Origin of the sequence: Allobranchiibius sp. GilTou38, assembly GCF_017565325.1 — a bacterium.
GTDB classification, from domain to species: domain Bacteria; phylum Actinomycetota; class Actinomycetes; order Actinomycetales; family Dermatophilaceae; genus Allobranchiibius; species Allobranchiibius huperziae.
Genome location: NZ_JAGEKN010000006.1, coordinates 526,981 through 545,893, shown reverse-complemented (window position 1 = coordinate 545,893; position 18,913 = coordinate 526,981). Strand labels below are relative to the sequence as shown.

Annotated in this window: 20 protein-coding genes and 1 pseudogene; 11 read left to right on the top strand and 10 right to left on the bottom strand. The window is 66.5% G+C overall.

Annotated features, from left to right (window positions below; translation table 11 throughout):
- Window positions 1-14: 14 nt before the first annotated feature.
- The 4 genes and pseudogenes from JOB34_RS07710 to JOB34_RS07695 form a co-directional block, all read left to right on the top strand.
- Window positions 15-521 (top strand): annotated as a pseudogene (locus JOB34_RS07710) (DDE-type integrase/transposase/recombinase); the annotation flags it as partial.
- Window positions 522-915: 394 nt separating this feature from the next.
- Window positions 916-1,497 carry a YdcF family protein gene (locus tag JOB34_RS07705; RefSeq protein WP_208052129.1) on the top strand — a complete coding sequence of 194 codons (582 nt, stop codon included), beginning with the start codon at window positions 916-918 and terminating at the stop codon, window positions 1,495-1,497.
- Between the two features lie 180 nt (window positions 1,498-1,677).
- A complete protein-coding gene (locus JOB34_RS07700) occupies window positions 1,678-2,046 on the top strand; it encodes a class I SAM-dependent methyltransferase (protein WP_208052128.1) in 369 nt (122 codons plus the stop codon).
- Window positions 1,955-2,320: a class I SAM-dependent methyltransferase gene (locus JOB34_RS07695; protein WP_208052445.1), complete on the top strand. Its 366-nt coding sequence runs from the start codon at window positions 1,955-1,957 to the stop codon at window positions 2,318-2,320. The genes JOB34_RS07700 and JOB34_RS07695 overlap by 92 nt, the downstream gene beginning before the upstream one ends.
- Window positions 2,321-2,739: 419 nt before the next feature.
- Here JOB34_RS07695 and JOB34_RS07690 read toward each other — a convergent pair whose 3' ends face one another.
- The 7 genes from JOB34_RS07690 to JOB34_RS07655 form a co-directional block, all read right to left on the bottom strand.
- Window positions 2,740-3,483: a phosphatase PAP2 family protein gene (locus JOB34_RS07690; protein ID WP_243757849.1), complete on the bottom strand. Its 744-nt coding sequence runs from the start codon at window positions 3,481-3,483 to the stop codon at window positions 2,740-2,742.
- A gap of 869 nt (window positions 3,484-4,352) precedes the next feature.
- Window positions 4,353-5,135, bottom strand: coding sequence for a multicopper oxidase domain-containing protein (locus JOB34_RS07680; RefSeq protein WP_208052126.1), 783 nt, complete (start codon window positions 5,133-5,135; stop codon window positions 4,353-4,355).
- The gene (locus JOB34_RS07675) at window positions 5,132-5,665 is read right to left on the bottom strand and encodes a multicopper oxidase domain-containing protein (RefSeq protein ID WP_208052125.1); all 534 of its coding nucleotides are present in this window, start codon (window positions 5,663-5,665) and stop codon (window positions 5,132-5,134) included. Before JOB34_RS07675 ends, JOB34_RS07680 begins: the two co-directional genes overlap by 4 nt.
- Window positions 5,666-6,012: 347 nt before the next feature.
- Window positions 6,013-8,253, bottom strand: a complete 2,241-nt coding sequence (locus JOB34_RS07670) for an MMPL family transporter (protein WP_347813773.1) — start codon at window positions 8,251-8,253, stop codon at window positions 6,013-6,015.
- A 53-nt stretch (window positions 8,254-8,306) separates the two neighbouring features.
- The gene (locus JOB34_RS07665; RefSeq protein ID WP_208052124.1) at window positions 8,307-9,098 is read right to left on the bottom strand and encodes a sulfite exporter TauE/SafE family protein; all 792 of its coding nucleotides are present in this window, start codon (window positions 9,096-9,098) and stop codon (window positions 8,307-8,309) included.
- Between the two features lie 14 nt (window positions 9,099-9,112).
- On the bottom strand, window positions 9,113-9,286 hold the full coding sequence (locus JOB34_RS07660) for a hypothetical protein (protein ID WP_208052123.1): 174 nt from the start codon (window positions 9,284-9,286) through the stop codon (window positions 9,113-9,115).
- A gap of 45 nt (window positions 9,287-9,331) precedes the next feature.
- Window positions 9,332-10,714, bottom strand: coding sequence for an MBL fold metallo-hydrolase (locus JOB34_RS07655; RefSeq protein ID WP_208052122.1), 1,383 nt, complete (start codon window positions 10,712-10,714; stop codon window positions 9,332-9,334).
- Between the two features lie 279 nt (window positions 10,715-10,993).
- Between JOB34_RS07655 and trxA the strand changes: the two genes are divergently transcribed.
- The 6 genes from trxA (at window position 10,994) to JOB34_RS07625 (ending at window position 15,732) form a co-directional block, all read left to right on the top strand.
- Entirely contained in the window at window positions 10,994-11,359 is a 366-nt protein-coding gene (gene trxA / locus JOB34_RS07650; RefSeq protein WP_208052121.1) for a thioredoxin, read from the top strand.
- 44 nt (window positions 11,360-11,403) lie between these two features.
- On the top strand, window positions 11,404-11,808 hold the full coding sequence (locus tag JOB34_RS07645) for a DUF302 domain-containing protein (protein WP_208052120.1): 405 nt from the start codon (window positions 11,404-11,406) through the stop codon (window positions 11,806-11,808).
- 29 nt (window positions 11,809-11,837) lie between these two features.
- A complete protein-coding gene (locus JOB34_RS07640) occupies window positions 11,838-12,104 on the top strand; it encodes a metal-sensitive transcriptional regulator (RefSeq protein ID WP_208052119.1) in 267 nt (88 codons plus the stop codon).
- A 695-nt stretch (window positions 12,105-12,799) separates the two neighbouring features.
- Window positions 12,800-13,861 (top strand): tyrosine-type recombinase/integrase, encoded by a 1,062-nt coding sequence (locus tag JOB34_RS18085; RefSeq protein ID WP_347813772.1) that lies wholly within the window; start codon window positions 12,800-12,802, stop codon window positions 13,859-13,861.
- On the top strand, window positions 13,858-14,193 hold the full coding sequence (locus JOB34_RS07630; protein WP_208052118.1) for a helix-turn-helix transcriptional regulator: 336 nt from the start codon (window positions 13,858-13,860) through the stop codon (window positions 14,191-14,193). Before JOB34_RS18085 ends, JOB34_RS07630 begins: the two co-directional genes overlap by 4 nt.
- 93 nt (window positions 14,194-14,286) lie before the next feature.
- Window positions 14,287-15,732: a hypothetical protein gene (locus JOB34_RS07625; RefSeq protein WP_208052117.1), complete on the top strand. Its 1,446-nt coding sequence runs from the start codon at window positions 14,287-14,289 to the stop codon at window positions 15,730-15,732.
- Between the two features lie 249 nt (window positions 15,733-15,981).
- Here the strand turns inward: JOB34_RS07625 and JOB34_RS07620 are convergent, their stop codons facing one another.
- The 3 genes from JOB34_RS07620 to JOB34_RS07610 all read right to left on the bottom strand — a co-directional run bounded on the left by JOB34_RS07620 (window position 15,982) and on the right by JOB34_RS07610 (window position 18,150).
- Window positions 15,982-16,410: a hypothetical protein gene (locus JOB34_RS07620; RefSeq protein ID WP_208052116.1), complete on the bottom strand. Its 429-nt coding sequence runs from the start codon at window positions 16,408-16,410 to the stop codon at window positions 15,982-15,984.
- Between the two features lie 829 nt (window positions 16,411-17,239).
- A complete protein-coding gene (locus JOB34_RS07615; RefSeq protein WP_208052115.1) occupies window positions 17,240-17,533 on the bottom strand; it encodes a hypothetical protein in 294 nt (97 codons plus the stop codon).
- A 167-nt stretch (window positions 17,534-17,700) separates the two neighbouring features.
- Window positions 17,701-18,150, bottom strand: a complete 450-nt coding sequence (locus JOB34_RS07610) for a MarR family transcriptional regulator (RefSeq protein ID WP_208052114.1) — start codon at window positions 18,148-18,150, stop codon at window positions 17,701-17,703.
- An 84-nt stretch (window positions 18,151-18,234) separates the two neighbouring features.
- Here JOB34_RS07610 and JOB34_RS07605 point away from each other — a divergent pair, with 84 nt between their 5' ends.
- A complete protein-coding gene (locus tag JOB34_RS07605; protein ID WP_208052113.1) occupies window positions 18,235-18,510 on the top strand; it encodes an NAD(P)H-dependent oxidoreductase in 276 nt (91 codons plus the stop codon).
- Window positions 18,511-18,913 lie beyond the last annotated feature (403 nt).

The following is an 18,913-nucleotide window of genomic DNA, read 5'->3' as shown; positions in this document are numbered from 1 at the left end:
CCGCGTGGGATGTCTACGTCTCGACCTGGTCGGGATGGGCGTACGTCGCGTTCGTCATCGATGCCTACGCCCGCCGGATCGTGGGCTGGTCGGTCTCGTCGTCGATGACCACGGACTTCGTGGTGCACGCGTTCGAGCAGGCTGTGTGGACCCGAAACCGTGACAGCACAGCCGATTTCGCCAACCTCGTCCACCACAACGACCGCGGGAGCCAGTACACCTCGATTCGGTTCGGTGAGGCCCTGGCCGACGCTGGTATCGCGGGATCCATTGGCAGCACCGGTGATTCGTACGACAACGCGTTGGCGGAATCGATCAACGGGTTGTACAAGACCGAACCGATCAAGCCCCGCAAGCCCTGGAAAGGTGCCGACGACGTCGAGATCGCGACGGCGGAGTGGGTCGACTGGTTCAACCACCACCGCCTCTATAGATACTGCGGTGACATCCCACCGGCCGAACTCGAGGCCGCCTACTACGCTCGATTCACAACCCAGCAACCCGCCGGGCTGCCCGTCTGAGAAAGTCTCCGGACACGCCGGGGCGGTTCAGTATCCACAAGGACTTTCTCCACCTCAACCGGGTACCCCAACCACGTCAGCGCCTCCCGCAGGCGCGCGTCGGCTACCCCCCAATTGGGGCACTCATCAAAACACAGCAGTTGAGCGCGCACCGTCCCCATTGTGCATGCACACGGCAGCCGACGACGAGCCTGACGCCAGGGGTGCGATGAACGCACCTACTAAGGGCAGAACATGGAACCCGCGAGAGCCGCGTGTCCACTCGTTTATCCCAGATCCCCATCATCATCGCTTCGTTTCGACGACAACCACAGCCGATGCGAAAGTCTCGCTACCATCGAGACCCACCTGCACGGCTGCACGTGAACGCGGCTGACTAAGGATCGAGGTCGCGGTGAATCGGCGCGAGGCCATCGTCGTTCTTGGATCGCAGCCAGACCCGGGTACCTGGCGTTTCCCACGCCACGTGTATGACGCCCTGGACCTGGCAGCCCAGCGCTACGCCCAAGCGTCCATCAAGCCGGTCGTGATTACATCGGGAGATCAGAGCCTGAGCTTTGCTCGTGGCGAAGCGGCTCAACCATTTCGCGAGTGCGACCGTTTGGCGGACGATCTCGTTACCCGGGGGGTCTCGGGTGCAGACATCTTGCGCGAAGGAGAATCCAGGGATGTCATCAGTAATCTGTACTACGTGAAACGTAAGCTTGCCCAATACGGGGCCCCGCAGCAGATCGTTCTTCCGCTGGGGGATTGGCGGATCCCGCGTATTGCCATGGTGGCTGAGAAGGTCCTGGGTGCTGATTTCATGGTGACCTACCTCGGAGTGCCATCGGATTCCCCGGACCCAGCCCAAGAGCACCTTAAGTCGGACATGCAGGGGCGGTTCCTCGAACCCATGCTGAGGGGGGACGACGCGTGGCTGTCCGGGAAGTTTTATGACTCGTGGCTCTACCGGTTCTGGGCGGAACGCGGCTGAAGCGGCTTCGTTTAACCCTGGGGCCTACTAACGTGACGAGTTGGACACCGAGGGATCAGTTGTGGCCGCAGGGCCACCGCGCGATACCAGCGATTCTTGCCCCACGAGACGTCCCGACGCGGGCAGTGAACAAGGCCACCCGCACGGGCCCAGAACCACACTCCAGATCCAGAACCAACAATGGGAGAAGACCGGATGCCTGTCTCAATGTCCGCTGCGGAGTGGGACGAACGCTATGCAGGAAGTGATTTAGTCTGGGGTGGTGGTCCCAACATCTGGGTCGAACGCGTAACCACCGACCTGCCGGCCGGGCGTGTGCCTGATCTCGCCTGTGGGGAGGGACGCAATAGCGTTTGGCTTGCGGCCCGAGGATGGCGGGTCACCGGAGTCGACTTTTCCGCCGAAGCGATCCGCAAAGCCCAAGCGCTCAGCGACGCGGGGCCGGGTCGGGTCGGGCATGCCGATCACGTGGCTCAGTGCGGACGCGACCGCACTGAACCTGCCCGCCTCTTTCGACCTGGCGATGATGATTTACCTGCAGCTGCCTGAGCCGGACCGGCAGGCAGCCCTGACCCGTGCGTGGGACCTGCTCGCGCCAGGGGGCACCCTGCTCGTCGTCGCCCACGACTCCCGCAACCTCATCGACGGTGTCGGCGGCCCGTCGGACCCAGCGACGCTGTACACCGCACAGGACGTTCAACGCGACATCCTTGCTATTGTCTCCGGCGCAGTCCTCGAGAAGTGCGAAGAGGTCATGCGCGCGGTCCCCAACCACGACCGGCCAGCGATCGATGCGTTGGTCCGGGCTCACAACACCCGATGAGTTCGATTGTGAACGCAGCCGTACCTAACGTCCACCCGCAGCAAGGGTGCACCACCCGCGGTGCTGCAACGGCTTTGGCTTACGCGAAAGCTTCAGGAGAGTCCTGGTCGGCCGTTGCAGAGGCGACACGTCAGCTTCGTAAGCAGACCCAGCGTCTTCAAGGCACTTGACGACGCAGCGCTTCAGGCGGGCTCGGCGACTGCGCGGATCCGGGACCAGGACAGCGCGGTGCAGGCCCGGTTTAGGAAAAGGAAACCTGCCTGAAGGACATCGCGCGGCGCGCGTGTTCCGCGAGCAACTACTCAACCAGGCCCGGCCCAGCAATTATCGTCATGGCGCGAGCTTTCCCGCCGAAGGGTGACACCGGACAAGCAGCCCCGGCGCTGGCGCCAGTTTTGGCACTGGTAGGACGGCGGGTCTTAGACAGCGACTCCTTGATGCCTCCTCTGGAGCAGGGACCGTCTGGGAGCGGTAGTGATGGCGAAGACGGCGGCGGTGGTGGCTAGGCCACCCAGGGCGTCGATTGTGAAGTGGTTGGCGGTGGCGATGACGGCGAGGTAAGTCAGCACCGGGTACAGGATGCCGAGGGCGCGGACCCAGGTGCGGCGGGCGAGGTGGGCGATGACCAGCCCGTTCCACAGGGCCCAGGCACAGTGCAGGCTGGGCATGGCCGCGTACTGGTTGGAGTTATCCGCGACGGTGGGGGTGGACCAGGACCCCCAGGTCGGGAAGAGATGACTGGTGTCGATGAAGGCGCCACCGGGCAACAGCCTGGGTGGGGCCATCGGGTAAAGGTAGAAGCACGCCAGGGCGATGAGTGTGACCGCGACCAGGACGGTGCGCACGTGCCGGTAGTGGTGTTGATGGCGTAGGAAGACCCAGGTCAGCACGGTGAGGGTGACGGGTAGGAACAACCAGGAGTAGTAGTCGTTGACCAACTGGGCCAGGTGGGGATGGGTGATCAGGGCGTGGTTGAGGCGCAGGTCTAGGCCCCAGCGCAGGTGCACCTCCAGCGCGTTGATCTTGCTGGCGAGGGCGTCACCGCGGGATCGCTGGTTGGGGACCAGGTTGCGCAGCGACTCATAGGCGAAATCGAGGGCGGCCAGGACGGCGAGTTCGACGGGCCCACGCCAGTACCAGCCCCGCTGGCCGGGTGCGCGCATCGCCACCCAGCGATCTTTGATCGTGGTGCGGTGCGGCGAAGGTGGATCGCTGGTCCTGGTGGGCGGGGCCCGGTGCTCGACTTGGTTGAACCGGCTCAGCAGGAGCCGTGCACCAACGGTGAACAGCACTACGAGTAGGGCAAGCAGCACTGGCTTCGCGGCACCGGTCAGCATCAATGGACAGCATGCCAGGCCGCTGGCGATGATCCTGCGGCGATCTCCTCCCGGCGCGTCGCCCTCGGAAAACGCCCTTGTCCTGGCGTCGCAGCTAGACGGTGAGCGGTCAGGTCAATGACCCGTTCGGAAAGAGAACCAGGTAACTACCGCAAGGTCAGCCATGGGATCGGCCGGGCAAGCGTCGAGGAAGGTCAACGCCCAGAACCGCAATTAGCAGACTCGCAGTGGCCTTCCCGGCGACCGGGTGTTGGACCGGCCGGAGCGAGGTCGCTGCCCTAGGTGCTCAGCGTGTCATGGACGTATTCGGCGACGGGTAGCCAGCAATACGGGGACCGGTGAGCTCGGGGATGCCAGGACCAGGATGGTGCCGGTCGCGAACAACGACGAGGCGAGCATGTCGCCGAGGTAGTGAGCGCCGACGGCCAGGCGGCACGCGGCGACCAAGGCGACGAGGGCGACGAGGGCGACCCTAGGGCGTATACCCAGCCGCGGCGTTCACAGTCGATCAACCCCGGCTTCACGCAGCTTGCGTAGGTGGTGGGACACGGTCGGTTGAGACCCCGACGTCCTGGATGTCCCACACCCAGGTCTTGCCGTCGCAGGCGGCGATGCGGGAGTAGAGCCGCAGCGGGTTGTCCTTGGCTCCGGTCAGTGCGGAACCTGGGATCGATGGCGTCGCTGCCAGGTAACTGTCATTGCACGTAGGACACGACGGCCATCATTCCGCGGGCGGCGTGGTAGGCGTTGTGGCAATGCGTGAGCCACTGTCCCGGGTTGTCCGCGTCGAAGAAGACGCTGACGGTTTCCATCGGCTTGACGATCACCGTGTCTTTACGGGGCCCGGTGGCTCCGACCTGGAAGGTGTGCCCGTGCAGGTGCATCGGGTGCCACATCATCGTGCGGTTCGTGTAGTCGAGGCGCACGCGTTGGCCGGCGCGGATGGTGACTGCGGACGCGAACGGGTCTGACTGGTCGTACCGGCGGCCATTGATGCCCCAGTCGTACTTCGACATCGAGCCGGTCAGGGCCAGCGTGTGCACGACGTCCGCGGTGCGAGACGCCAGGCGCACCGAGGGATCGGCGGCGGTCATCCTCGCCTCGATCACCCGACCGCCCAGGATGGCCGGCAGGGTCGCCACGCTTGGTCGAGCACCGCGACCAGCGTCCAGGACCGCAAAGGTGCCTCCGCTCTTGCCCTCCGCCAGGACCGTCAACGCAACCGGGTGGTCAGGCACAGTCACCAGCACGTCGAACCGCTCACCCATCCCCAGGACGAGTGCGTCCACGTCCTGGTGCACGATCGGGAACCCGTCGGTGTGCGTCACGGTCAGCTGGAGCCCGGGGATCCCGACCCGGTAGGCGGTGTCTCCGGCGGCATTGATCAGTCGAATGCGCACCCGCTGCCCGGGCTTAGCCGCGAACACCTCAGGGGCCATCGGGTCGCGACCGTTGACCAGGTGCAGCGGGTAGGTCACGTCCCCGCCGTCGCCACCGAGGAACGGGCTTGCGGGCGCGCTTCCACCCCCTTGCCTCCCGACATTCCCGACATCCCCGAAGTTGACGAGCTCATGCCCTTGGACAACATGGCCGCCTCGGTCGCCGGCGTCCTGCCGTTCATGCCGTCCAGCCAGTCATCAAGCAGGACGACCCACTCCGCGTCGTACGACTGCGGCTCGTGGGGATCGTCGATGATCAACGGTCCGTAGAGCGCACGATCGCGCTGCAGCTCCATGTGCGAGTGGTACCAGTAGGTGCCCGGGTGCGCGGTCTTGAACCGTGCGGTGAACGCGGCGCCGGGGGCGGTCGCCGCCTGCGTCAGAGCAGGCACTCCGTCCGCGTCGTTGCGCAGCGCCAGTCCGTGGAAGTGCATCGAAGTTGCCTCGGGCAGGCCGTTGTGCTGCGCCACCGAGAGCGTGTCTCCGACGCGGGCGCGCAGCACCGGACCGGGCAGGCTCTTGTCGTACCCCCAGGTCTGCACCGGCCTGCCGTCAAGTCTCGCGGTCATCGGGGCCGCGGTCAGGGTGGCGCTGACGGTGCGACCACCCCCGGGCCGCCGCGCCTCGACCTGTTGCACAAGCTCGCTCGTGGGCCGCACCCGAGCAACCTTTGAGGTCTGCCGGTTTGCGCGGGGAGTCGTGCGCGGGTCGGTCGAGCACGCACCGAGGACACCTACGCCGGCAGCTGCGGTCAGTGCGAACAACGATCGCCGCGTCACGTTCTGCCTCACGCGTTCCATACCTCTCAATGTATACCCCTGGGGGGTATTCGATGGACCGGGTCTCAACGTCTGGGTTTGAACGCGAGGGCTCATGAGACAGCCGGTAGCAGCGCCGCGTTTGGCGTTGGCGGGGTTTAGTGGGAGAACTGGACGTTCGGCAGTATCCGGGCCAGCCACGCGGGGGTGTGCCAGGCGGCGTGTCCGGCCAGCCGGAGGATGACGGGTAGCAGGATCAGTCGGATGCAGAGCGCGTCCAGGAAGACCGCGACCGCGAGGATGATGCCCATTTCCTTGGGTGCCAGTGGCCCGGACAACGCGAATGTCATGAAGACGGCGACCATGACCCCGGCGGCGGCGACGACGACTCGCCCGGAGGTGCGTAGCGCTTCGCGCATCGCGTGTTGGGGGTCGCCGGTGGCGTCGTAGTGCTCACGAGCCGCCGAGAGCAGGAAGAGCGTGTAGTCCATCGCGACCCCGGTGAGCATGGCCCCGAAGAACAGCGGCGCCCACGCGTCGACGAACCCTTGGGGCTGGAATCCGAGCAGGCCGGACAGGTGGCCGTCGGCGAAGATCAGCTTTCCGACCCCGAACGCCGCGGCGATCGAGGCGAGGTTGGTGACGGTGCCGACGAACGCGACCAGGGGACTGCCCAGCGCGACCAGGAGGAGCAGGAAGCCCAGACCTATGAGCAGGCCGAAGACCAGCGGGGTGCGGGAGGAGAGCACTTTCTCCAGGTCGTGGTTCTCCGCGGCGGCGCCGCCGATCAGGGTGCCGTGGGGCAGTTCACTGCGGAGCCGGTCGATGGTGGCGCCGGTGGCTCTCGCGGAGGCGTCGGTGGTGGGGACGGTCATCAGCATGGTCCATCCGTTGTGCTGGCCGCCCGGCAGTGTCGCCGCGACACCCGGGTCCTTGCTCAGGGTGGTCTGGGTGGCTTTCGCGTCGTTGCTGGGGGTGACCACCTGGAGCATTCCGGGTGCGCCCGGACCGAATGCCTTGGTGACCTGCTGGTAGCCGGCGCGTGCCGATTGGTCGGCGGGGATGATCGCGATCGAGGGCATTCCGGTGCGTAGCCCTGCGACGGGGGCGGCCAGGATCGCCAGGACCGCCAGGGCCAGGGCGCCGGTGGCCCAGGGGTGGCGGTGCAGCAGGGCGCCCCACCGGTGCATGACCTGTTCCATGCCGTGCCGGCCCTGGGAGGAGGCGGTGTGGCGCCCTGTGCGGGCGCCCCTTCCGGGCAGTCGCACGCGTCCGGCGTCGATCTTGGTGCCGAGTCTGCCCAGGACGGCGGGCAGCAGGGTGAGGGTCGCGGCCAGGACGGCGATGACGGCGAGCATGATGCCGAGGGCCATAGAGCGGAACGCGGGGCTGGGCACCAGCAGCACAGTGGACAGGGACACCAGCACGGTGATCCCGGAGAATGCGACGGCCTTGCCGGCGGTGCCCATGGTCTCGGCGATCGCGTCGACGGCGGCTTGTCGGTCTCCTGGCGTGGCGGATCGGTGTCGAAGCGCGGATCGGAACCGTACGACCAGAAACAGTGCGTAGTCGATCCCGAGGGCGAGGGCGAACATCATCGCGAAGTTCAACGCCCAGACGCTGACGGGCGCGACGTGGGTGGAGATGACCAGCGCGCCGGCTGCGGTGAGCAGGCCGACCATGGTGAGCATCAACGGTAGGCCGGCGGCGACGAGGCCGCCGAACGCGATGACCAGCACGATCATGGTGACCGGCCAGGACAGGACCTCGGACTTGATCATGGCGGCGTGGTTGACCTTGTTGAAGTCCGACCACAGGGCGCTGTCGCCGGTGAGGTTGACCGACACGGTGGGAGTGGCGAGCCGGGACAGCGGTGCGGTCAGGTCGTCCGCGGCGCGGACCATCGTGTTCGCGTCCTCTGCTGCGCCCGCCTGAACGATCGCCGTGGCACCGTCGCGCGACAGGGATGACCCGGGTTGGGGGCCGAGGACTGTGCTGACCCGGGGGTCGGCCTTGAGCAGCGCCTCGACCTGAGAGATCAGCTGCTGGGCTTTGGGATCTTTGGCGATCGGTCCGGTGCCGTCGTGGATGACGACCTGTAGGGCGGTCGCGCCCATGCCGTGGAAGTTGCGCTGGATGACGTCTCGCGCTTGCACGGACTGGCTACCGCTGTCCTGCCATCCTGCTCCGGACAGGGCCGACTCGACCTGGGGTGCGAAGGCGCCGAACACGGCGAGCGCGATCAGCCACAGGGCCAGGACCGCGCCCAGGTGCGCACCGGCCCAGGCGCCGAGGCGTGCCAGACCGGCGTGACGTGTGGTGTCGGGTTGTTTCTCGTTCGCGGTGGCGGGGGAGGGGGTCGGGCGACCGGTGGCGGTGGCCTGATGGGGGGAGCTCACGTCGATCTCTTTCACGGTGGGGGGCGGAGGAGGGTGTTCGCGCGACGGACTGGTCAGGCCAGGTTCACGGCGCTGCGGGCGGCGACGTAGGTCGCTACGAGGACCAGGAGTCCGGCGAAAGCCCGACTCAAGGTGGTGTGCGAGGTGCGATCAGCCACTCGGCTGCCCAGGAGGGACCCGGCGATGGCAGCGGCCGTGAACGGCAGGATGAGCGACCAGTGGAACGTCGCGTGCCCGGCTCGGGCCATCAGGGCGGCGGCGGAGTTGAGGGCGATGACCAGCAGCGATGTGCCCACGGCCGCCGGCATCGGGAAGTCCAGGGCCATGACCAGCGCGGGCACGATGACGAACCCACCGCCGACGCCGAGGAACCCGGTCAGGAAACCCACGACCAGGCCGGCAGCGACGAACTTCGCGACGCCGGCCGGGGTCACAGGGAACCGCCCAGCCACTTGGTGATGCTGTTCGCGGGGCAGGGAAGGGCGGGTTGCCCGACGCAGCATTCCGACGGCTGCCACGGCCATCAGTGCGGCGAAGGCGAGCAGCAGCGCGTTCGGGTCGACCTGCCGGTTCAGGGCGGTTCCGGCCAGGGACGCGGCGATCCCGGTGACACCGAAGATCACGCCGGTGACCCACCGCACGTTGCCGGCGCGGGAGTGTCCGAGCGCGCCGATCAGGGAGGTGACTCCGACGATCACCAGGCTGCCGGTGGTGGCCGCCTGGGCTGGTTCGCCCAGGGCGTAGACCAGGGCCGGCACGGTGAGGATGGAACCGCCGCCGCCGAGCGCACCGAGGCTGATCCCGATGAGCAGCCCGAGCAGGGCTGCGGCCGTCACGGTCATCATCGTCGGGGCCTCGTTCAGCCGCGGCCACGGAGCCGACGCAGGAACGATCCCTGCGCAGCGGTGGCCTCAGTGGGGTGACCGGGGCAGCGGTCGGCGCGGGGTACGCCGGCCATGACCTGGTCGACGTGGCGGCCGCATCCGGCCCAGGTGGTCTTGCCGCAGGTCTTGCAGGTGGCGGGTCGGCACATGATGTTTCTCCTTGTGGGGTGTGGGGTGTGGGGCGTGGGGTGTGTTCAGACGAGCGGGAGGCCGGCTGAGGCGGCGTGCTCCTCGTAGCTGTCGTCGATCGCGACGACGTCGATGCCGTGTGCGGCCAGGACGGACGCTGCGATCGAGGCGCGGTAGCCGCCGGCGCAGTGCACCCAGACCTCGCCTTCAGGCACCCGGTCCAGGCTGGGGATCAGCTCGTGCAGCGGGATGTTGAGGGCCGCGTCGATGTGCCCCGCGTCGTACTCCGCCGCACGCCGCACGTCCAGGACGGCCACGGCGCGGTGGTGGCGTACCTGCGCCAGGTCGGCGAAGACGGCGCGCGGGAACGAGGCCAGCGTGTCGGTGGTCCAGTCGCGGGGGCCGCCGGACGCGGCGCCCTGCACCCGGTCGATGCCGACGCGGACCAGCTCCCGCTGCGCTTGGGCGACCTGCTCGGGGCTGTCGCCCAGCAGGGTCAGGGGGGTGTTCCACGGGATGAGCCATCCCAGGTACGTGGCGAACTGGCCGTCGATGCCGAAGTTCAGGGTGCCGCTGACGTGTCCGGCGGCGAATGCGGTGCGGTTGCGCAGGTCCACCACCCACTCGCGGTCGTTGATGCGGCGCGCCAGGGTCGCTGCGTCGGCGGGCTCGGGGGCTCTCAGGTCTGGTGCCGCGGGTCCCGCGGCGTTGGCCGGGGCCATGTGGACGTAGTAGGCGGGATAGTTGCTCAGTCCGGCGAGGGTCTCTTCGGCCCAGCGTCGTTCGTCCTGGGTCAGGACGGGGTTGGTGCTCTTCTCGGCGCCGATGGTCGAGGCGCTGGCGCCCCCGGAGGCACCCGCCGAGCAGAACGAGCCGAACCCGTGGGTGGGCAGGACCTGCGCCTGGTCGGGCAGTTGTGCAGCGAGCCGGTGCGCGGAGTCGAACTGGTGGTGCAGCAGGTCGTGGGTGTGTTCGGTGCCGAGCAGGTCCGGACGCCCGGTTGTGCCGTACAGCAACGACCCGCCGGTGAAGACCCCGACGGTGTCGGTCCCGCTGGGGGCGATCGCCTCCAGGGCGTAGGACAGGTGGGTGAAGGTGTGTCCGGGTGTGGCGATCACCCGCATCCGCATGGTGGGGGAGACCCGGACGACGTCCCCGTCGCGCACCGGGTCGCGGTCGTAGGCCACCTCGTCCGCGGCGTTGACGTGGTACGCGGCGCCGGTGGCGTGTGCCAAGGCCAGGCCACCGGTCAGGTAGTCGTTGTGCAGGTGCGTCTCGAACACGTGCGTGATGCGCACCCCGGCCTCCGGCGCCAGATCGATCATCCGGTCGATGTCGCGCTGCGGGTCCACCACCAGCGCCACCGATCCGTCGTGCACCAGGTAGGAGCGGTTGCCCAGGGTCGGTGTGTCGAGGGTCAGCACGGTCGGCTGGTCCACGGTTGTCATCACGGTCTTCCTCTCGTTGCTCACGGTCGAGGCGACGATCGGTGGCGAGCGGGTCACGCTGTGTACAGCCATGACGTCGCGTCACCCAGCGGATCGACGCATACCCGAGGGGGTATGTAGAGCACAAGTTATATACCCCCTAGGGTATTCCTGTCCACCCGGGTGGATGATGTGTTCCACCTCACGAGCAATGGGGCAGGGCGGTCGGGAATGATGCGATCACTGGTGCCGTTGGATACCCCAGCGGGTATATTGGGCCCGCTCGTCGAAGGAGGAGCAGTGACCACACAGACCCTGACCGCGGGGAACTTCCAAGAGACCATCGCCAGTCGCGACATCGTGCTCGTGGACTTCTGGGCGTCCTGGTGCGGACCGTGCCGCATGTTCGCGCCGGTCTACGAGGCGGCGGCCACCGAGCACGCTGACCTGGTGTTCGGGAAGGTCGACACCGAGGCCGAGCAGGAACTGGCCGCCGCAGCGCAGATCAGCTCGATCCCGACCCTGATGGCATTTCGCGACGGCATCCTCGTCTTCAGCCAGCCCGGCGCCCTACCGGCGGCCGCTCTCGAGCAGGTCATCGACGACGTACGCGCTCTGAACATGGACGACATCCGCAGCCAGCTCGCAGCGCAACCCACCGCCTGAAACCACATCATCACCAGCACTCACGCCCCGAGAAAGAGGAACCCATGAGTTACGCACTGACCACGACCATCGACCGTCCGTTCGACGCTGCCGTTCAGGCAACCCGCGACGCCCTCGCAGATCAGGGTTTCGGAATCCTCACCGAGATCGACCTGGCCAGCACCCTCAAGACCAAGATCGATGCCGACATCGCCCCCCAGGTAATCCTGGGAGCGTGCCGCCCCCCGCTGGCCTACACCGCCATTCAGGCCGAGCCCTCGATCGGACTGCTCCTGCCGTGCAACGTGGTCGTCCGCGCGATCGACGAACAGCGGACCACTGTGGAGGCAATGGACCCAGAACTGATGGTGACCCTCACCGGCAACGACGAACTGACCCCGGTCGCCGCCGACGCCCGCGACAGGCTCACCAAGGCCCTCGCATCACTCGGCGACACGACAACCTCCTAATCCCTCCCAGACCGCGAAGGACCACCACCATGGTCAGCCTGCCCCCAGATGACATGACCCCCGTACTCAACCGACTGCGCCGTGCGCAAGGCCAACTCGGCGGCGTCATCCGCCTCATCGAAGAAGGCCGCGACTGCAAGGACGTCGTCACCCAACTCGCCGCTCTCAACCGCGCCCTCGACCGCGCCGGCTTCGCCATCGTCTCTTCCGGCATGCGCGAGTGCCTGACCTCGCCCGATGGCATCAGCACCGAAGACCAGGCCACGATGGAGAAGCTTTTTCTCACCCTCTCCTGAGGCGGGTGGGTGTGAACGCCAGGGTTTGTTTCTTGAGTGATTCCATTCAACGTTGGGCGCGAAGCAACGACGCCAGGAACCCGAGAGGGGCTCAAAGTGCCCCACAGGCCTGGTGACGTGGCGCTCCTTGCTGGTTCCGTCGACCTTGATCCACTGTCGTCGCGCTTAGGACGGAACCTCGTTGAGCACCTGTGCGATGGCGACCCCCAAGGACACTTGATCTGCGATCTCTAACCCACTAGGAGTCTGTGCTTTCCGCGTAGGCCGGGTGCGGATACGCGTGCCGGCCGGGTGTCATGACGCGGCGGTAGTGGCGGTGGCTCAGCGTGAGTGCGTCATCCGGACCGGGCCTCGAGTCTTGATCCGTGGCCCGCATTCGTACATATGTACACATATGCTGGGTGTGATGGGGCAGTCTCGGTCAGAGCGCACGTGGCCACGGCCGCGCGCCCACCGGGCATGTGTGGGTCAGGTCCAAAGACTTGCACCCGCACCAGCCCCCGGACCAAGGGCTCGTTGCAGGGATACCCGCATGTTCCGGTAGTACCTAGCTGGTCATCGCTGCCGCGTCTCGGCGTCAAGCGGAGGGTAGGCGCTCAGCTGTGGAGCATTGACAGATTCTCAGCTTAGGTGAAGTCTCATCAGGAATAGTGAGAGCGTTCCTGGTTGGGTGAAGTGCTGTGGTCGTTGAGCTGGTGCGAGACCTTCGTGACTTCGGTCCGCGCGCGACTGCTGAGGAGCTGGCCGCGCTGGAGACCGACGTCCTCGCGGGTTTCGTGCTTGCGCGGGCATCGGCGGGGATGGCCGACAGCACGATTCAGATCGACGTGAACACCTTGGAGCAGGTTCGGGAGTTGATCGGGAAACCTTGGTGGGAGATGAGCCCGTCGGACGCTGATCGGCTGTTCGCCAACCACCTGCGGTCGTGCGCGCCGAGCACCCGCGCCGGGAAGGCCGCGACGTTGTCGGTGTTCTTCCGGTACCTCGAGCTGCGGCACAAGGTGGAGATCTATCACCGCACGGGTCACGTGGTGGAGTGCCCGCTGGACGAGTTGAACCGACCAGCGTCCAAACCGGACCTGCTGATCCGGATACCGCCGACACCCGTTGAGATGTCGACTTTGTCTTCGGCGTGGCGCACGGATCTGGCGGCGTGCCGCAAGTACGCACCGTCCGCGCGCAACTACGCAGCGTGCCGGCTGATGTCGCTGGTCGGGTTGCGCATCAGCGAACTGCTGCAGCTGGATCTGTCCGATATGCACTGGGGAGTCGGCCGCTTCGGGCAGTTGCACGTGCGCCACGGCAAGGGGTCACGCGGACGGGGGCCCAAAGCACGAGTTGTGCCACTGATCAACGAGGCTCGACCGCTGATGGAGTGGTATGTCCGCGACGTGTGGGGGCTGTTCGACCAGGACGCTGATGCTCCGGGCGCACCGTTGTTTCCATCCGAACGTCGGACGGTCTCGGGTACCAGTGCCCGGGTCGGCGACGACACGTTGCGCTGGGGCCTGGCCGATGTCGTGGCCCGCTGCTTGCCGTCGTGGTCGGGTCGTTTGACCCCGCACGTCCTGCGCCACTATTGCGCGTCCACCCTGTACCAGTCCGGCATGGATCTGCTCGCGGTACAAGAACTACTCGGCCACGAGTGGATCGCCACCACCATGCGGTACGTGCACGTCCACCGCGCACACATTGAGGACGCCTGGGCCGCAGGACAGGACCGGGCCTCCACACGCCTGGAGGGACTACGCCAATGAAATGGAACCTGCGACTGACCGCCGCGAACCAGGGGATCTGGACCGCTAGCGACCTGCAGCGGATGCTCGCGCAACGCGGAATGGTCATCAGCGCTGGGAAGATGTCAGGGCTCTGGTCTGGTCAGCCCGCGAGCCTGAAGCTGTCCGACCTCGACGTGCTCTGCGCGGTGCTGCAATGCGGCATCGACGAACTACTCATTCCCGAACCCGATCTCGTGCCATCCGCCGGCGACAAGTTTGAACGAACCAGCACGACGGACACGGGCACGAACGGTCCTGACGTGATCACTCCTCAACGCCGTCACGGGCGAACGCTGCCCCCGACCGTGTGACCCGCACTGATGCCAGTAGCGCCGGTGGTGGGGGAGTGCCGCGACTGCCACAGCTGGGGAATGCTCGCGTGGCGCGACCAATGCAGCCCCTGCGTGAGCTGGCGGAAACTGCATTCAAAGGGCACCTGTGTGGGCTGTCGGCAAGGCAACACAGGACTGAAGCGGGGCTACTGCCGCATGTGCTGGCTTCAAGCCGCGCGCGACGCCGGGCCACAGAACACCCATCGACTACTTGCGCACGGCGAGCAATTCGACTGCCACCAGCTGGAATTCACCAACATGCGGTACGCGCTGCGCCGTCGAGGTGGTGGACGCCTGCCGTGGCGGCCGCGTGACGCGACGGATCTGAACCCGACCCCAACACCAGGCCAGCTGCAGCTGTTCACGATTGCCACACAGCGTCGGCCGACTCGGCCGGCGCTGCGCAGGATGACGGCGACGGCGCTCCCGCACACGATCGCAGCGATCAGGCGCGCCGACGCGATCGGAAACGCGCATGGCTGGTCGAGCACCACCATTGAATGCGTCCAAGAGGCACTGGTGGTCCTGCTGTCACAACGCGGCCCAGCCGACCCGGTCCGCCGAACCGAGGTCGAGACGTTGCCGCACGCAATTCGGCGCACGGCACGGATACTGCCGGTACTGGAGGATCTACAACTGCTGGTCGACGACCGCCCAAACCGTCTGAACACCCTGCTCGACCGGCGCACCCAGGAACTACCCGACGCGTTCGTCCACGACATCGCAGCATGGATGAGCCACCTCGCCCAGGGTGGGGACCGCACCACACCACGGTCATGGAAGACCCTGCAGGAGTACTCCCGCTGGATCCGCCCATCGATGAACCGGTGGGCCGGTGAATGCGACAGCCTGCGTGAAGTAACCCCCACCATGGTCAAGGCTGCCCTCTACGCACCCGGGGCGGGGGTAAGCACCTCCAACCTGTTCAGCGCGCTGCGGTCGCTCTTCAGATACCTCAAGCGCACCGGCCGCATCTTCGCCAACCCGATGAACGGGCTGACCCTCGGCACGAAGACGCCCGCTCCGATCATCCCCCTGACCAGCCAGGACTACCGCCGGGCCGTGACACGTGCAACCACGCCAGTACACCGCCTGGTGCTTGCCCTAGCCGGCGTTCACGCCGCACGACCCGCCCAGATCCGTGCACTCCAACTCCACGACGTCGATCTGTGGAACCGCCAGCTCCTCGTGAACAAGATCTGGCGCCGCCTCGATGACCTGACCCGCGACACTGTCCTGGACTGGTTGACCCAGCGAAGGGACAACTGGCCACACACCGCCAATCCGCATCTGATCATCAGCCGGACCAGCGCCTGCACCACCGGACCAGTCAGCGCGACCTACCTGCGCGGGCTACTCAACCCAAGCGGAACAACCCTCGACCGGATACGCATGGACCGCCAACTAGAAGAGGCCATCATGCACGGCCCGGACCCCCTCCACCTGCAGCGCCTATTCGGGATGTGCGACCACACCGCCATTCGCTACGCGCGAGACGCCAGCCGACTCATCGACTAAGGCGAGGCGGTCACGGCCGACGCCATCCTTCCAGCGGTTCCGTCACCGATCCACCTCGCGGTCACCAGTCACCGCCCGTGTCCCGGTGCCACCACCCGAACGGCCCATGCGGCGGCGGCCGCGCCGCAAGAACACCAATCGGGTTATGCGCCTTCAAATCACCCCGTGCGGTTCCCGTTGTGGCGAGTTCACCACGTGCCCGTTGGCTCAGATGCCGTCAAGTGAGTCAGGGATCGGGGTGGTGGGCCCTCAGTCAACGGGAACTGTAGGGACCAAGATTCGATGGCGCGCCTGGTGAAGTGTGAGGCCGTTGGTCGCGCGGGTCAGTTCCTCCAGATCCCAGTACACCGCGATTCCGAATCGTGCCATCAGCATCGTGATGGTGGTCACGGGTTGATCGTGCCCGCTGGCTAGCAATCCCGTGCAGAAGGCCTGCAGGAGATCGCCGGTAGGAACGCGGGAAGATTGCGTGGCTTTCACCGCGACCAGGGTGGATCCGATGATCAGGTCTGCGACCGGTTGCTGCAGTGATCCCAGGTTGGCTTGCGGTGGCGCGATGCGCACCGGTCCCGACAGGTCCGCCAGCAAGGGCACCGAAAGGGCGGCCACGTCGTGCACGTCCTGAACCCACGCTGGGTCCAGCGCATCGACCGCTGCGTCCAGAGTGGGGGCGTCCATCAGCCTTCGATGGTGGACTGTCAGGGCGGAGGCGCTGGCGCCTTGTTCGATCAGTCCCAGCAGCAGCGCGATCTGAGCGCACCTGGTGGGCTCTCCACTTAATATCGTGCCCTTGCCTGGTCCCCGGCCGTCTGGGACCACGATGGCCTCCAGCTCATCCAGGATTGAGGGGTTCCACATCGATGCCCGCCAGCTCGCGGCGAACGATCTGATGGGTGCGCGCTGTGCGGGAGAATGTCTCAGGTGCTTACGTCGCGCGCGGCTGAGCCTGAGTCGGGCCGATATCGCGTACGCCAACAGCTCGGTGTTGGCCCCGGCTGGTGGAACAACAACGGGTTCCATGCGCGCGGTCCGCAGTTGCCGGCGCATGACCCCGGGTGATCCCGGCAGGTGCTGCCGCAAGAGCTCCTGTACAGGGAGCGCAGGAGCCGGTGGTGGCGCGGTCACGGGTCGCACAGGTGGTGCGTCATCACGACGAACTCTCTTCTTAGAACCTGCTTACTGATGTCAATAGGGCTACCCAGGTCGCGCTGCCCCGACCAGCGGCGCGACCCGAACATCGCCCGTGGTTCGCACGGCGTTGGTCGCAGCTGGCCTTTGAGCGGTGGCGTCACCCACGGTGCCTTCTGGGTGGGCCGATCTGCTGCGTGCGGTTGCAGGCTCAGGGCGGGTGGCCATCTCGAGCAGGGCCCATTCGACATCACTGTCCGGGCCGAGTTCGCGATCGAGACGGGCGGCTTTGTCGAGGAGGTCGCTGAGCGCCTCGGTGGGTAGGCGCGGTGTCACGTCGTACCCCCATCAACACGATGTGGGTATCTCCTTGGGTCCCTCACGCGTCGGCCTTGGGGGTTGCCTGCACCACAGCAGCAGGCAACCCCGCCTGGACCGTTGTGTCGGGTACGACCGTGAGCGCGCGCGTCCCGGTGAGCGTGGTGGCAGGGAGAGCGATGTGATCGGCGTTCACGCCAGCCTGAACGAGCCACGCGACGACGCTGGACATTGACCGTTGCTGCATCAGGTTGGGTAGTTGCGTCCAGTACTGCAGGTAGGCCTCCTGCAGGCGGCTCTCAGTGCGGTCAAGCTGTAAAGCGACCAGGTGGGCATAGACCAGGGCGGTCGTCATGTCGTAGATCTGCGCGAACGCGGCCCGGTCTCCGCCGGCGGCAGCAGGTACCTGGGTGCCCCATCGCGGCTTCATTGACAAGGTGTAGCAGCCCAGACGGTCTAGCGGCCTTTTAGGAGAGGCGTTCCAGGAAGTGAGTCCGACCTGGCATCTGCGCAGCGGCGGCCTCACTGGAACCGACGGCTCGTCGTGGCGATGGTGCGCAAGGTCTGTTGCAGTGCGGCCATTTCCTCAGAGGCCAGACCGGTGGCTTCGGTGATGACGGCCCGGATGTGGGGCTCCTGCTCTTGCAGCGCGGCGCCGGCCTCGGTGACGGAGACGGTCACGATCCGTTCGTCCCGGCTACGGCGAGAGCGCGTCACCAGACCGGCTCGTTCCATCCGCCGCAGCAGCGGGGTCAGCGTGCCGTAGTCCAAGCGCACCGCCTCGGCCAACTCCCCGATGGTGGGCTGCGGGGTGCGCCACAGAACGATTAGAACTAGGTACTGCGGGTATGTGAGGTGGTACTGCGACAGCAGCCGCCGGTACACCGCGGTGACAGCACGAGAAGCCGCGTACAGGTCGAAGCAGACCATCGACTCCAACGCGGGGTCCGGGGCTGGGGTGATCGTGGTCATTTGGTCCAGTCTGTCGGCGATAGGAAAACTTGTGTGCAAGTATCTTGCATGCAAGGTGAGATATCAAGTGGTGAGGAGAACGTGATGACGCAGTCCCTTCGCGTGCTGGCGTTGGTGTGCAGCCTGCGCGACAGTTCGTCCGATTCCAGCAGTGATCTGCTGGCCCGCCTGCTCATCGAGCAGATGCCCGACGTGGAGGCCACCGTCGTCCGGGTCGCCGACCATGACGTCAAGGCCGGCGTCGAGGCCGACATGGGCGAGGGCGACCAGTGGCCACAGATCCGGGCCCAGCTGATCGCATCCGACATCGTGATCCTGGCCACCCCCACCTGGATGGGTCAGCCCAGCAGCATCTGCTAACGCGTCCTGGAACGTCTGGACGCAGAACTGTCCGAGATCGATGAGCAGTCGGGTCGGAAGCCTGCCAGGACCTCTAGGAGGCATCGGAGCAGAGAGGCGCCGGCGTACATCGTGCGGACGGTGCCGTTCCGGTCATCCCACCGTCTGGGGAAGCGTCTGTCGGTGGAGTACTGCCACGACGGCCAAGTCCACGGTTGCGGCAGATAACCCACCCGCCACACCTGTTGGTCGACGGCTACCGTCTCTGGCCGGGAGACGCTCAGCGTCATCCTTCGGCGGCGAAAGCGCGAGCCACGGCGAGCATCGCGGGGCCGGCCCGATCAAGCAGCTGCTCGCGCAGCACCCTCGCCAGTGCGATGTCCTTCAGCTGGGGATTCATCCGCTGGAACCAGGCCTGCACTAC